The organism is Pseudomonas sp. PME37.24/025 (genome assembly GCF_055556615.1).
Map to the genome: position 1 here is coordinate 267,743 of NZ_JBVHNK010000004.1, position 14,587 is coordinate 282,329.

Below are 14,587 nucleotides of genomic sequence, written 5' to 3' on the forward strand. Positions count from 1 at the left end.
GATCCACTGTGGGAGCGGGCTTGCCCGCGATGAGGCCCCAACAGACAACGCAAGAAGACACAGGCAATAACCCGAGCAATCAACGCGCCGCCGCTTCCTGGCGACGCGACCGCTACATAAAAACAACAGCGAGGTGAAAGCATGTCTGGTAATCGTGGTGTGGTGTATCTCGGCGCTGGCAAGGTCGAAGTACAGAAAATCGACTATCCCAAAATGCAGGACCCGCGCGGCAGGAAGATCGAGCACGGTGTCATCCTGCGCGTAGTTTCCACCAATATCTGTGGTTCCGATCAGCACATGGTGCGCGGTCGCACCACCGCTCAGACCGGTCTGGTGCTGGGCCACGAGATCACGGGTGAAGTGATCGAGAAGGGCAGCGGTGTCGAGAACCTGCAGATCGGCGACTTGGTGTCGGTACCTTTCAACGTTGCCTGTGGCCGTTGCCGTTCGTGCAAAGAGCAACATACTGGCGTCTGCCTGAGCGTTAACCCGGCGCGTCCGGGCGGTGCCTATGGTTATGTCGACATGGGTGACTGGACCGGTGGCCAAGCCGAATACGCGTTTGTGCCGTATGCCGACTTCAACCTGCTGAAACTTCCAGATCGCGACCGGGCCATGGAAAAAATCCGTGACCTGACCTGTCTCTCCGACATCCTGCCCACCGGTTACCACGGCGCAGTGACTGCCGGCGTTGGCCCTGGCAGCACCGTGTACATCGCCGGCGCCGGCCCGGTTGGCCTGGCAGCTGCCGCTTCCGCTCGCCTGCTGGGTGCTGCGGTGGTGATCATCGGTGACGTCAACCCGATCCGCCTGGCCCATGCCAAGGCTCAGGGTTTCGAAATCGCCGACCTGTCGACAGACACCCCACTGCACGAACAGATCGCTGCACTGTTGGGCGAGCCAGAAGTGGATTGCGCCGTCGATGCGGTGGGCTTCGAAGCCCGCGGTCACGGCCATGCAGGCGTGAAACACGAAGCCCCGGCAACCGTGCTCAACTCCCTGATGGGCGTGGTTCGCGTGGCTGGCAAAATCGGTATCCCTGGCCTGTACGTGACCGAAGATCCAGGTGCTGTGGATGCGGCCGCGAAAATGGGCAGCCTGAGCATTCGCTTCGGTCTGGGCTGGGCCAAATCCCACAGCTTCCACACTGGCCAGACGCCAGTGATGAAATACAACCGCCAACTGATGCAGGCGATCATGTGGGATCGCATCAAGATTGCCGACATCGTGGGTGTTGAAGTCATCAGCCTGGATGACGCGCCACGTGGTTATGGCGAGTTCGATGCGGGCGTGCCGAAGAAGTTTGTGATCGATCCGCACAAGTTGTTCAGCGCGGCGTAAGGCTTCAAGCAAAGCAAAACGGCGACCCTCGGGTCGCCGTTTTTTTTGGGGGGGCACATCACCGCCTCGGCACAAAGGCTCGCCTCATTTCTTCCGCCAGATCCGGGTGCCCCATGTGCCATTCATCGCGTGAGTCCGGGGTTTCACGTTTCATCGACGTGACGGGGGAACATGCCACCAGATACCCGGTCAAATCGGCAGTTTTTCCGCCTCGTTACCGGGCGGTTTTTCATGCCACTAGAGGATGTCTGGATGAAAGTTTCACGCGGTTTTGCACTGGCATCGCTCATGGCTGTTGCTTCGTTGACGACGCTGGCCGCCAGCCCGGCCTTTGCACAGTTCAGCCTCGTTGATGCGGCCAAAGCGGTTTCGGCGATACAGGGCGACGAAGGCGATGATGAAGGCGATGAGGCCGATGGCATCGTGGCGGCGGCGCCCAAGGCCGCCGGTTTGCTCAATACCCTGGGCTCGCAGCTCGATATCACCCCGGAGCAGGCCATCGGCGGCGCCGGTGCGATGCTGGGGCTGGCGAGGAATCAGCTCAGCGGCCAGGACTTCTCCGAGCTGAGTAAAAACGTGCCGGGCCTCGCTCAGATCGCCGGTAACAGCGCGATCAGTGGCCTGAATGGATTGGGTGGGCTGCTCGGCGCCGGTTCGGACAAGAATGCGTTGCTCGATGGCTTGCTGGGTAACGTCAAGGACACCAACGACCTGAACAGCGCCTTTAGCGCCCTGGGCATGGACACCGGGATGATCGGCATGTTTGCCCCGGTGATTCTGCAATACCTCGGTCAGCAAGGCGTCGCCGGTTCGCTGCTGCAAAATCTGGGCGGGATCTGGGGCACCGGCACCGGTAGCTGAGTCAGCCCTCGGTGCGTAGCGCCTTGATGCGCCGGTCCTTATCGATCCAGAGCTGGTTGACCCAGTTCTGGACCGTTTCACGAAACACCGGATCGTTTTCGTAATCGCCTTGCCACAGCGCCGGGTCCAGTTCGCGGGTCTGGATGTCGATGATCACCCTCGGCACGTTGCCGCTGATCAAATCCCAGAACCCTGGAATCTTCTGCTGCGGATACACCACTGTCACATCGAGAACGGCATCCAGCTGTTCACCCATCGCCGCCAGCACAAAAGCCACGCCGCCAGCCTTGGGCTTGAGCAGATGGGTGAACGGTGACTGCTGTTGAGCGCTTTTCGCCGAGGTGTATCGAGTGCCTTCCAGATAATTGACCACCGTCACTGGCTGACGCTTGTACAGCTCGCAGGCTTCTTTAGTGATCTCCAAATCCTTGCCGGCCAGCTCCGGGTTTTCCGCCAGAAACGCCTTTGTGTAGCGCTTCATGAACGGATAGTCCAACGCCCACCAGGCCAGGCCCAGGAACGGCACCCAGATCAGTTCTTTCTTGAGGAAGAATTTGAAGAATGGCGTGCGCCGGTTAAGCGCCTGGATCAGCGCCGGGATATCGACCCAGGATTGATGGTTGCCGATCACCAGATACGAGGTGTCGCGGCGCAGATCGTCGCCGCCGCGAATGTCCCATTGGGTGGGAATGCACAGTCGGAAGATCAGCTTGTCGATTTCGGCCCAGGTTTCGGCAATCCACATCACCGTCCAGGAGGCGTAATCGCGAAAGCGCCCGGGCAGGAGCAGCTTCAGCAGGGCGAACACCATCAAAGGCCCGAACAGCACCAGGGTGTTGAGCAACAACAGCAGGGTAACGAAACAGCCGGTGAGCAGGCGGCGCATAAGTAACTCTTGAAAGCGTTTGGGCGCGCCATGATAAGCAGCTTCAGGCGACAGGCCAAATTGGCGGTGACGAATGTTTCACGTTTGTCTGGTTATGCTTCCAGCGTTATGAGTTCTCTGTGGCGAGGGGGCTTGCCCCCGTTGGAGGCCGAAGGACTCCCAAAACCAGGCCCCGCGATTTTTCAGGTACACCATATAGACCGTTTTACGACTGCTGCGCAGCCGAACGGGGGCAAGCCCCCTCGCCACAAGCAAGCTCCTTCGCCACATAGGCGTGAGGCTGACCAACTATCGTTGTTTTTTACGGTCTAGAATTCGGCCATGCCTCCACATTCCCTAAGGAAGCCCCCTACGTGAAATCCCTCCTTGCACTGCTTTCCCTCGTGGCCCTGCCGGTCCTGGCCGCCGAGCCGACCCTGTACGGGCGTTACGAATACATCGCGCTGCCGGAAATCGGCGGCGAAGTCCTCAAGGCCAAAATGGACACCGGCGCCCTGACCGCGTCGCTGTCGGCCAAAGACATCGAAACCTTCACTCGCGACGGCGACGAATGGGTGCGTTTCCGTCTCGCCACCAAAGGCGCCAGCAACAAGGTCTACGAACACAAGGTCGCGCGGATCAGCAAGATCAAGACCCGCTCCGAAGAAGACGACGATGACAAGGAAGCGATCGAACCCACCAAGCGTCCGGTGGTCGATCTGGAACTGTGCCTGGGCAACGTCAAGCGCACCGTGGAGGTCAACCTCACCGACCGCAGCAGCTTCAATTACCCGCTGCTGATCGGCGCCAAAGCACTGCGTGAATTCGGTGCGGCGGTGAACCCGGCACGGCGTTTTACGGCAGACAAACCCGACTGCTGATTGACGGCGAATCAGCCTTGGGGCACCGTTCGGCAACTTAACTGCCGTGCTTGGACGCCATGCCTCATATCCTGATTGTCGAAGACGAAGCGGCGATTGCCGACACCCTGATTTTCGCCTTGCAGGGCGAGGGCTTCACCACCACTTGGTTGAGCCTTGGCGCGGCGGCGCTTGAACATCAGCGCGCCACGCCGGCCGACCTGATCATCCTCGATATCGGCCTGCCAGACATCAGCGGCTTCGAGACCTGCAAGCAGTTGCGGCGTTTCAGCGAAGTGCCGGTGATTTTCCTCAGCGCCCGTGATGCAGAGATCGATCGGGTGGTGGGCCTGGAGATCGGTGCCGACGATTACGTGGTCAAACCCTTCAGCCCTCGGGAAGTGGCGGCGCGGGTCCGGGCGATTCTCAAACGCATGGCGCCACGACCGGTGGCGGAGACGGCGTCCGCGCTGTTTCGCATCGACAGTGAACGGGTGCAGATCAGCTATCGCAGCCAGCCGCTGAGCCTGACTCGCCATGAGTTTCGTTTGCTGCAATGCCTGCTGGAACAACCTGAGCGAGTCTTCAGCCGCGAGCAATTGCTCGATGCGCTGGGCGTGGCCGCCGATGCCGGTTACGAGCGCAGCATCGACAGCCACATCAAGAGCGTGCGCGCCAAACTGCGCCAGGTGAAGGCCGACGCCGAGCCGATCCAGACCCATCGGGGCCTGGGTTACAGCTATAGCCCGGGGCACAGCTGATGCCACTGGGGATCCGGATTTTTCTGGTCTACGTGCTGTTTATCGGCCTGACCGGCTACTTTGTGCTCAACACCGTGATGGAAGAAATTCGCCCCGGCGTGCGCCAGTCCACCGAAGAAACCCTGGTGGACACCGCCAACCTGATGGCCGAGATCCTGCGCGACGACTTCAAGGCTGGCACCCTCAGCCAGAACCGCTGGCCCGAGTTGCTCAAGGCTTACGGTGAACGGCAACCGAAGGCGAGTATCTGGGGCATGCCGAAGAATCAGGTCAACCACCGGATTTACGTCACCGATGCCAAGGGCATTGTGGTGCTGGATTCCAACGGCATTGCGGTGGGCCAGGACTACTCGCGCTGGAACGATGTCTACCTGACCTTGCGCGGCGAGTACGGCGCTCGTTCGACGCGCAGCAACCCGGATGATTCGAACTCGTCGGTGATGCACGTTGGGGCACCGATTCGCGACAACGGCCAGATCATCGGTGTGGTGACGGTGGCCAAGCCCAACAGCTCGCTGCAGCCCTACGTTGATCGCACCGAGCGGCGATTGCTGATTTATGGCGCCGGGCTGATTGGCCTGGGTTTGCTGTTCGGTGCGTTGTTATCGTGGTGGCTGAGCGCGGCGCTGCGGCGGTTGACGGCGTATGCCCAGGCAGTCAGCGAAGGTCGTCGGGTCGAGGTGCCGCATTATCGTGGCGGCGAACTGGAGCAACTGGCCACGGCGGTGGAACAGATGCGCACCCAGCTCGAAGGCAAAGCCTACGTCGAGCGTTATGTGCACACCCTGACCCATGAATTGAAAAGCCCGCTGGCGGCGATCCGTGGTGCGGCGGAGTTACTGCAAGGCGAAATGCCGCTGGCTCAGCAGCAGCGATTCGTCAGCAACATCGACAGCGAAAGTGCACGCATGCAACAGTTGATCGAACGGCTGTTGAACCTGGCACAGGTGGAACAGCGTCAAGGGCTGGAAGAGCGCGTGGCCGTGCCGTTGGCGAGTTTGGTGGAAGAGCTGTTAAGCGCGCAGGCTGCACGAATCGAAGGCAAGCAGTTGTGTGTGGAACTGCAAATAGCAGCGGATTTGAACCTGCTTGGCGAGCCGTTTCTGTTGCGTCAGGCACTGGGCAATCTGCTGGAGAATGCCTTGGACTTCACCCCGGCTCGAGGCGTGCTGCGGTTCAGCGCCAAACGAATCGATGAGTACATTGAGTTCAGGCTATTCAACCAGGCCGAAGCGATTCCCGACTATGCATTGCCGCGCTTGAGCGAGCGCTTCTACTCACTGCCGCGTCCGGACAGTGGGCGTAAAAGTACGGGGTTGGGGCTTAACTTCGTTGAAGAGGTGGTCAAGTTGCATGGCGGGGCGATGAGTATCGGTAATGTCGACGGCGGTGTAGAGGTCACGTTGCGCCTGCCTTAGGACCGAGTCGTGGCCATCGCGAGCAGGCTCGCTCCCACAAGGGATCTCCATCGAACACAAAATATATGCGAACCGAAGATCAAATGTGGGAGCGAGCCTGCTCGCGATGGGGCCACCGCAGTCTCCACACACTCTCCACATTCCCCCCATAAAACTCCCACACGCCGACTCCAGACTTTCCCCATCCAAACAGGGAGAGTCCCATGAACCGTAGCCTGACCCTAAAACTCGGGGCGATTGCCCTTTTGATTCTGTTGCTGCTGATCCCGTTGCTGATGATCAACGGCGTGATCCAGGAGCGGCAACAACTGCGTGACGGTGTGCTCGAAGACATCGCTCGCAGTTCCAGCTACAGCCAGCAACTGAGCGGCCCGCTGATGGTGGTGCCCTATCGCAAAACGGTGCGTACCTGGAAAACCAACGAGAAAACCAACCAGCGTTACCAGGATGTCGGCGAGGAGCGCGGCCGATTGTATTTCCTGCCGGAGCGCTTCGAACTCGACGGCCAGGTCCAGACCGAGCTGCGCGCCCGGGGTATCTACGAGGCGCGGCTGTTCCATGCCGATAACCGCATCAGCGGGCATTTCTCGGTCCCGGCGCAACTGGGCATCAAGGAGGACTTCGCCGATTACCGCTTCGACCAACCGTTCCTCGCTGTCGGTATCAGCGACATTCGCGGCATCGAGAATGCGCTGAAACTCGAGCTCAATGGCCAGAAACTGGATTTTGTACCGGGTAGCCAGGTGGGCTGGTTGGGCGAGGGTGTGCACGTGACGCTGCCGGCGCTGGACACCCAACAGCCTACGGAAATGGCCTTCGGTTTCGACTTGCGCCTGCAAGGCACCGGCCAGTTGCAGATTCTCCCGGTGGGCAAGACCAGCAAGGTTTCACTGGCCGCCAATTGGCCTCACCCCAGCTTCATCGGCAATTATCTACCGGCTCAGCGTGAAATCACCGATCAGGGTTTCACCGCCAACTGGCAGACTTCGTTTTTCTCCACCAACCTGCAAGAGGCGTTGAACAGTTGCGTGTCTGGCGGTCAGTGCGAGGCGTTCAGCGGTCGCAGCTTCGGCGTGAGTTTCATCGACCCGGTGGACCAGTACCTGAAAAGCGACCGGGCAATCAAATACGCGTTGCTGTTCATCGTCCTGACCTTCGCCGGTTTCTTCCTCTTCGAAGTGCTGAAAAGCCTGGCGGTGCACCCGGTGCAGTACGCCCTGGTGGGTGTCGCGCTGGCGTTTTTCTACCTGCTGCTGTTGTCGCTGTCCGAGCACATCGGCTTTGCCCTGGCGTACCTGCTGTCGGCGACTGGCTGCGTATTGTTGATCGGTTTCTATGTCTGTCATGTGCTGCGCAGCGTGCATCACGGGTTGAGTTTTTCGGCCGGATTGGCGGCGTTGTATGGCTTGCTCTACGGCTTGCTGAGCGCCGAGGATTACGCGCTGTTGATGGGCTCGCTGCTGCTGTTCGGGCTGCTGGGCGTGTTCATGGTGCTGACCCGAAAGCTGGACTGGTACGGGATCGGGCAAAAAACCGCCAAGCCGCTGGCCTTTGATATTGGAGCCGTGGAATGAGCCGGTCGTTGGGGTTGCGTGAGGATCAGCGGGTGGGAGAGGTGTTGGCGACGCGGATTGCCGGGTTGTTTCCGTTGGATCCGGTGTGGTGCATTCGCGAGCAAGCCCGCTCCCACAAAAGATCTCCAGTGAACACAAAGGTTGTGCACACCAAAGATTAAATGTGGGAGCGAGCCTGTTCGCGAAGAGGCCGGTACAGCCAGCGAACATCTAAACCTTGGGCATCGTCGCAATCATCGAAGGCCGCTGGCTCACCTCAAAATACCACTCTGCCAGCTTCGGATTCTCTTTGCGCCATTCCAGATCCGGATGGCGCAGATCCAGGTAACCCAAGGCACAGGCCACACTGATCGCCGCAACATCGAAATGGCTGGTCAGCTCGGCAATCGCGTCGGCCTCCAGCAATGCCAGAGCGCGACGAATCTTGTCGCGCTGACTGTCGAGCCACTCGTCCCAGTGTTTTTCCGGAGTGCGCAGGGCCACTTCATAGCGAACCATCACCGCGGCATCCATGATCCCGTCGGCCAAGGAAGCCAGGGTCAGGCGCCGCCAACGCGCCGAGCCGTCGCGAGGGATCAGCGGATTACCGACGTGCTGATGATCGAGATAGTCGAGGATCACCCGGCTGTCGTACAACACATTGCCATCGGCCAAACGTAGCGCCGGAATCTTGCCTAGCGGGTTGTCTTCGTTGAGGGCCAGATCCGGGCTGACCGGCGTGAGCTGGCTGGCTTGCAGCGCCACGCGGTTCGTTTGACCGGTTTCGTGCAGCAGCACCATGACTTTGCGAACGAAGGGCGACGCAGGGTTGTGGAACAAGGTCATGCTGGGGGCGGACATGGCGACGATCTCGATCATGGGCAGTGTCGGCAGCATAGCGCTTTAGTGCTTGAGCTCAAGCACGAGCTCACGGTTGAGCACGGAACGAAGTGTGGGAGCGGGCTTGTGTGGCGAGGGGGCTTGCCCCCGTTCGGTTGCGAAGCAATCGTAACCCGATGACCACGTTCTGATTCAAGATCGTGGCGACTGGTTTCAGGGGCGCTTCGCACCCCAACGGGGCGATGCGGCGTTCCGACAAGCCCCCTCGCCACACAAGCCCGCTCCCACAGGTTTTTGTGCCATTCAGTGGCGTTGCAGCAGCCCGCGCAAGGCGAGGATGGCGGGGATGCCCAGCCCGAGCCAGCTCAATGCATCCCACACGCCATCGCCCAGCAACGCGGCAAACAGCCCCGCGGCACTGAGCAGTGCAATGACAGTTGGTGTGGCGAAGACCTTCCAGAAACTCGACTGTCTCGGCCTCATGTAGGGCACTCCGCACTTTCGAGCACAGGTTTCGCGACCTTGCGCCGCACCACCCACAGATAAACCCCACTGCCGAGCACGATGATGGTCAGCACATCGAGGGTCGCCCAGAGGATTTTCATTGGCATGCCGCCGTAGTCACCGAAGTGCAGCGGCTGCGACATGCCCATGGCGTCCATGTACCACGGCCGTTCGGCCACCGCCGTGACTTGCAGGGTGCTGGCGTCGATCAACACCGGCGTCAGCAGGTGCGAGGTCAGGTGGGTGCTGCCTTTCATGAACACGGCGTAATGGTGTTCGCTGGAAAACCGTGTGCCGGGGAAGGCGATGAAGTCGGGCTGCATGCCCGGCGCGACGTCTTTGGCGATGTCGAGCAGACGGGTTGCAGGCGCCAATTGAGTCAGCGGCGGCGCTTCGCGATAAGGCGCAATCATCGCGCTCAGGCTGTCGTTGCGCCACGCGGCGATCAGCAAGTCGGCGCAGGCACTGATCACGCCGGTCACGCCGACCACCAGGGCCCAGGTCAGGGTCACCACGCCGATCAGGTTATGCAAGTCGAGCCAACGCAGGCGGGTGGATTTGTCGTGGCGCACGGTGGCGAATTTCAAACGCCGCATGAACGGCAGGTACAGCACCGTTCCGGAAACAATCGCCAGCACAAACAGCATCCCCATGAACGCCAGCAGCAACTTGCCCGGCAGGCCGGCGAACATGTCCACGTGCAGGCGCAGCATGACCATCATCACCCCGCCATTGGCCGATGGCATTTCCAATGCTTCGCCGGTGCGAGCGTCGAGCATGAAGGTGTGGGACGAGTTCGGCTCGGTGCCGGCGGTGGGCGCCATGATCGCGATCACGCCGTTAGGGTCTTCTTCGTCGTAACCGAAATACTGCATGACGTCGCCGGGACGATGCTTTTCAGCCGCTTGCACCAACTGCTGCAAATTCAGCTGCGGGGTATCGGCCGGCATCGATTTCAACTCGGCGGCATCGCCCAGCAGATGGTCGATCTCGTGGTGGAAGATCAACGGCAGGCCGGTGAGGGCCAGCATCAGCAGGAATGCCGTGCAGATCAGGCTGGTCCAGGTGTGAATGCAGGACCAGCGGCGGATGGTTTTGCTTTTCATGATTCATCCAAATGCAAAAGGGCCACGGCTGCGCCGTGACCCTTGTTTTGTCGCGATGGGGTCAATCCGTTACCACTTGTAATTCACGCTGGCGACCACGTTGCGTTCGTCGCCGTAGTAGCAGTAGAAATCGTCGCAGGTGGACAGGTAGTCCTTGTTGAACAGGTTCTTGGCATCCACCGCCACCGACACACCCTTGAGTGAGCTGTTCAGGCGACCGAGATCGTAATGGGCCGAGGCGTCATACACGGTGTAGGAGCCGACGTGGCCCCAATCGGTGTTGGTGGTATTGCCGTAGGTGTCGCCGACATAACGCACGCCAGCGCCCACGCCGAAACCTTCGAGCACGCCGTTGTGCCAGGTGTAGTCGGCCCACGCGGTGGCTTGATTGCGCGGGACCTGGGCCATGCGCTGGCCTTTTTCGGCGCTGGCGCCTTTGGTGATTTCGCTGTCGTTGTAGGTGTACGAACCGACCAGTTTGAGATTGTCGGTAACGTCGCCGCTGGCTTCCAGCTCCAGACCGCGTACCCGGACTTCACCCACCTGACGGGTGATGTTGTTTTCGGTGACCGACAGGTTTTCCTGAGTCAGCTCGAATACGGCAGCGGTCAGCAGCGTTTTGGTACCGGGTGGCTGGTACTTGATCCCGGCTTCGTATTGCTTGCCTTCAGTCGGCTTGAACGAATCGGTGCTGTTGATTGCGGCACCGGTTGCTGGCTGGAAAGACTCCGCGTACGACAGATAGGGCGTTACGCCATTGTCGAAGACATAGCTGAGCGCCGCGTTGCCGCTGAATTTCTTGTCGCGCTGAGTGTTGGTCGCATCGTTCTGATTATGAAACACCGTGCCGGTGTGGACCCAGTCTTCACGCCCGCCGAGGGTCAGGCGCCAGTTGTCCAGGGCAATCTGGTCCTGAGCGTAGAGACCGGTCTGTTGGGTTTTCTGGTTGTAGTCATACATCGTGAAGTAGGAGACGTTGGAAAAGTCCTGTCCGTACACTGGCCGATTGATGTTGCTGGACGGCACGCCCGCCGAACCCCACAACCAGCGGGAATTGCTGTTGGAGCGCTGGTGGTCCAGGCCCAGCAGCAAGGTGTGGCTCAGGGCCCCAGTCTGAAAGTCGGCCTGGAAGTTGTTGTCCACGGCGAACTGGCTGATGTCTTCATCGACTTTGCCGGCGGTGCGCTGAATGGTGCCGTCGTCGCTGACCGCTTCATCCGGGCCGGCTGGCCAGATCTGCCCGCCGGCGGTGATGCCCTGAAATTCCAGATCGTTCTTGGTATAGCGCAGGTTCTGGCGGAACTGCCAGGTGTCGTTGAAGCGGTGTTCGAAGGCATAACCCAGCGCGTAATAGGTACGGTCGTAGAATTCCCAGTCCGGATCGCCGAGGTTCTTGTGATGGGAAATCTTGCCGGCGGGCGTGCTCAGTTTTGTGCCTTGCAGCGGCAGAAACTGCCCGGTGATGCCGGTGTCGTCGCGGGTGTACTGCGACAGCAACGTCAGTCGTGTGTCGTCATTGATGTTCCAGGTCAGGCTGGGTGCCAGGTTGTAACGTTTGTCGGGAATGTGATCGACCGGCGCATTGCTGTCCCGGACCACGCCGCTCACGCGATAGAGAAACTGGCCTTCGTCGTCGATCTTGCCGGTGCTGTCGAAGTTGATCTGCTTGTGTTCGTTGCTGCCGGCCTGCAGTTCCACTTCGTGGCTGCTTTGTACCTCGGGTCGACGGCTGACCATGTCCAGCAGACCGCCGGGCGGTGTCTGGCCGTAGACCGAGGACGCCGGGCCACGCAGGACGGCGATGCGCTCAAGGTTCCACGGTTCGATTTTCGGCGTGACATAGGTGCCTTTTGGCAATGGCAAACCATCGAGGAACTGGGTCGGAATAAAACCGCGCACCAGCAGCCAGTCGTTGCGCGAGTCCGAGCCATAACCGCTGCTCTGTACCCCGGCGGTGTAGCGCAGGGCATCGTTGAGGCTGAGCACGGAGCGATCATCCATTTGCTCGCGGGTGACCACCGAGACTGAGCGAGGCAGTTCGGCAATCGCGGTGTCGGTCTTGGTGCCTGCCGCCGTGCGGGTGGCGAGGTAGCCTTCGGTCGGGCCCCAAGCGCTTTCGGCGTTGCCCGCACCGATGATCGCGGTTTCCGGCAAGGCCATTACGCCCTCGGGCGCTGTCACCAGGCTGTAGGTGCCGGCGCTGCTCTGTTCCAGTTGCAGACCGGTGCCGCGCAAGGCTTCCCACAGGGCGCCGGTGGCATCGAACGGGCCCTTCACCGGGGCCGAGGTCTTGCCCGCTGCCAGCGACGGATTCAACGACAGTGCCAAACCGGCCTGGCTGGCGATCTGGTTCAGGGTGCTGGCCAATGGCGCAGCCGGCAGGTTGTAGGCGCGAACGCTGGACGCCTGTTCGGCGGCAATCAGTGGACCGCTGGCCAAAGGGGCGCAAAGGGCAATGGCGACCGCCAGCAAACGGGGGCGCAACACGGTGTCTAGCGGACGGGACATACAGCGGCTCCTGAATGGAAATATTTCTCAATTGCCTAGGTGCCGGACGAGAATCCAAAAGTGATAGGGCAAGATGAAAATAATTTCGATACGTGATGTGCGGTGTGGCTGCTGGCCTCTTCGCGGGCAAGCCACGCTCCCACAGGTTTTGTGTCGAGCGGGAGTTCTGTGAACGACACAAAACCTGTGGGAGCGGGCTTGTCGGATCGCCGCACCGCCGCGAAGGCGGCGGATCAGGCGCAGCACCTTTTAGGGCTTGGCCTCAGACGTCGCCGCGACCGTTACCCACCATGGCGTGTGCTGTTCGATCTGCACCGGCAGGGTCGGTAAAAGTGCGCTCAGCGCCTTGTCGGTATCGTTCAAGGGGAAGCTGCCGGTGATGCGCAGGTCGGCCACTTCCGGCGTGACGCCAAGATGCCCACGACGATAGCGGCCGAGCTCCTGGAGCAGATCCTCCAGCCGCGCGTTGTCCACCACCAGCATGCCGCGGGTCCAGGCATCGGCGCCGAGGTTGAGGGTGATGATCGGGCCCAGGCCATTGCTGCGCATCAGCACTTGCTGGCCTTCACGCAGGATCTGTTCTTCGGGGCTCGATTCGGGATGGGCGGCGACCGCTGATTTCAATACGCTCAGACGCGTGCCTTCGTCTTCACGCTTGACCAGGAACCGCGTTCCCAATGCACGCATGCTGCCTTCGCGGGTCTCGACAATAAACGGCCGCGCATCGCCATGGCCGGTTTCGACGAGGATTTCCCCTTCCTGAAGGACGATCAGTCGCTGCTTCTCATCGAAGCGCACATCCACTGCGCTGTGGGTGTTGAGGTTGATCAGCGTGCCGTCGGTCAGGCGTAGAGTGCGCTGCTCGCCGGTGGCGGTGCGCTGGTCGGCCAGCCAATAGTCGATGGGCAGATAACGATCACCGGCGAACAGTGCCAGGCCGATCACCGCCACAATGCTGGCCAGACCGCTGCCGAGCTTGCGCACCCGGCGCCGGATGCTTTCGCGCGATTGCAGCAACGCTGTGCGGGCCGGGCCATTGGCGACGCTGAAACGCTGGTCGAGCATGCCCAACTGACGCCAGGCCCGAGCATGTTCTTCATGGGCGGCGTGCCATTTGGCGAACGCTTCGCGCTCGACCGCGTTGCCGGGATCCAGCGACAGTTGCCAGGCAATCGCGGCATCCAGCACTTGCGCCGACACGGGCTTGGAGCTGACGGGGCTCATACCGGCTCACCGTACAACGCGATGTAGCATTGGCGAATGCCCTGCGCCAGGTATTGGCGAACACGCGGCACCGACACGCCCAGACGCTGAGCGATTTCGGCGTGGCCGAGGCCATCGAGACGGTTATACAGAAACGCCGCCCGGGCCTTGCTCGAGAGCTTGCCCAGCAGGCGGTCGATGGCTTTGAGGTCTTCGAGGATCAGTTGCTGTTCTTCCACCGACGGTTGTTCGCTTTCGGGGATCAGCATCAACTCGGTGAGGTAGGCCTGTTCCAGCGCGGCGCGGCGGAAATAGTCGAACAGCAGGCCCTTGGCGATCGCCACCAGAAACGCCCGGGGTTCGCGAGGCTCCTTGAATTCATCACGGCCCAGCAAGCGCACGAAGGTGTCCTGGCTCAGGTCTTCGGCCCGTTGCGGGCAGGCTACGTTGCGCCGCAGCCAGGCCAATAGCCAACCGCGATGGTCGCGATACAACGCACCAACGAGCTCACTGTGAGGGCTTTGGACTGACGACACGCAACATCACCGAATGGGAAGTGTTAAGTAACGAGAATTGTTCGCGATTGTGGCAGAGGCGGGGGAGGTAAGCAATTGGCGCTGGTCGGGCGGTTTCGACCACAAAGTCCGAAGGCGAACACTAACCTGTGGCGAGGGAGCTTGCTCCCGCTCGGCTGCGAAGCAGTCGCAAAATCAGCGAACACAGTGTGTCTGGGGAAATGTGGTGAATGGTTTTAGGGGCGCTGCGCG

Annotated in this window: 13 protein-coding genes; 6 read left to right on the forward strand and 7 right to left on the reverse strand. The window is 60.7% G+C overall.

The genetic code is table 11. The annotated features are described in order from the left end of the window. Positions 1-141 precede the first annotated feature (141 nt). Together fdhA and ACZ3HH_RS09950 are read left to right on the forward strand one after the other, a co-directional pair. A complete protein-coding gene (gene fdhA, locus ACZ3HH_RS09945) occupies positions 142-1,341 on the forward strand; it encodes a formaldehyde dehydrogenase, glutathione-independent (RefSeq protein ID WP_008008145.1) in 1,200 nt (399 codons plus the stop codon). Between the two features lie 252 nt (positions 1,342-1,593). Next, complete coding sequence (locus tag ACZ3HH_RS09950) at positions 1,594-2,202, forward strand: DUF2780 domain-containing protein (RefSeq protein ID WP_465804246.1); 609 nt, start codon at positions 1,594-1,596, stop codon at positions 2,200-2,202. A 1-nt stretch (position 2,203) separates the two neighbouring features. On the opposite strand, the gene ACZ3HH_RS09955 is transcribed toward ACZ3HH_RS09950, so the two are convergent. Beyond that, complete coding sequence (locus ACZ3HH_RS09955) at positions 2,204-3,088, reverse strand: acyltransferase (RefSeq protein ID WP_465804247.1); 885 nt, start codon at positions 3,086-3,088, stop codon at positions 2,204-2,206. A gap of 353 nt (positions 3,089-3,441) precedes the next feature. Between ACZ3HH_RS09955 and rloA2 the strand changes: the two genes are divergently transcribed. The 4 genes from rloA2 to creD all read left to right on the forward strand — a co-directional run bounded on the left by rloA2 (position 3,442) and on the right by creD (position 7,680). Next, a complete protein-coding gene (rloA2, locus tag ACZ3HH_RS09960) occupies positions 3,442-3,948 on the forward strand; it encodes a retropepsin-like aspartic peptidase RloA2 (RefSeq protein WP_007904116.1) in 507 nt (168 codons plus the stop codon). A 59-nt stretch (positions 3,949-4,007) separates the two neighbouring features. Then, a complete protein-coding gene (gene creB / locus ACZ3HH_RS09965; protein ID WP_465804248.1) occupies positions 4,008-4,688 on the forward strand; it encodes a two-component system response regulator CreB in 681 nt (226 codons plus the stop codon). Continuing rightward, the gene (gene creC, locus ACZ3HH_RS09970; protein ID WP_465804249.1) at positions 4,688-6,106 is read left to right on the forward strand and encodes a two-component system sensor histidine kinase CreC; all 1,419 of its coding nucleotides are present in this window, start codon (positions 4,688-4,690) and stop codon (positions 6,104-6,106) included. Before creB ends, creC begins: the two co-directional genes overlap by 1 nt. A 203-nt stretch (positions 6,107-6,309) precedes the next feature. After that, positions 6,310-7,680 carry a cell envelope integrity protein CreD gene (creD, locus tag ACZ3HH_RS09975; protein ID WP_465804250.1) on the forward strand — a complete coding sequence of 457 codons (1,371 nt, stop codon included), beginning with the start codon at positions 6,310-6,312 and terminating at the stop codon, positions 7,678-7,680. Positions 7,681-7,890: 210 nt separating this feature from the next. Here creD and ACZ3HH_RS09980 read toward each other — a convergent pair whose 3' ends face one another. From ACZ3HH_RS09980 to ACZ3HH_RS10005, 6 genes are all read right to left on the reverse strand, one after another. After that, complete coding sequence (locus ACZ3HH_RS09980; RefSeq protein ID WP_123719735.1) at positions 7,891-8,520, reverse strand: glutathione S-transferase; 630 nt, start codon at positions 8,518-8,520, stop codon at positions 7,891-7,893. 282 nt (positions 8,521-8,802) lie between these two features. Further along, positions 8,803-8,982, reverse strand: a complete 180-nt coding sequence (locus ACZ3HH_RS09985; RefSeq protein WP_461968633.1) for a hypothetical protein — start codon at positions 8,980-8,982, stop codon at positions 8,803-8,805. Further along, a complete protein-coding gene (locus ACZ3HH_RS09990; RefSeq protein ID WP_465804251.1) occupies positions 8,979-10,109 on the reverse strand; it encodes a PepSY-associated TM helix domain-containing protein in 1,131 nt (376 codons plus the stop codon). The genes ACZ3HH_RS09985 and ACZ3HH_RS09990 overlap by 4 nt, the downstream gene beginning before the upstream one ends. Before the next feature lie 69 nt (positions 10,110-10,178). After that, positions 10,179-12,617, reverse strand: coding sequence for a TonB-dependent siderophore receptor (locus ACZ3HH_RS09995; protein WP_465804252.1), 2,439 nt, complete (start codon positions 12,615-12,617; stop codon positions 10,179-10,181). 249 nt (positions 12,618-12,866) lie between these two features. Next, positions 12,867-13,841, reverse strand: coding sequence for a FecR domain-containing protein (locus ACZ3HH_RS10000; protein WP_465804253.1), 975 nt, complete (start codon positions 13,839-13,841; stop codon positions 12,867-12,869). Beyond that, complete coding sequence (locus ACZ3HH_RS10005) at positions 13,838-14,356, reverse strand: RNA polymerase sigma factor (protein WP_460144326.1); 519 nt, start codon at positions 14,354-14,356, stop codon at positions 13,838-13,840. The genes ACZ3HH_RS10000 and ACZ3HH_RS10005 overlap by 4 nt, the downstream gene beginning before the upstream one ends. Between the last annotated feature and the right edge of the window lie 231 nt (positions 14,357-14,587).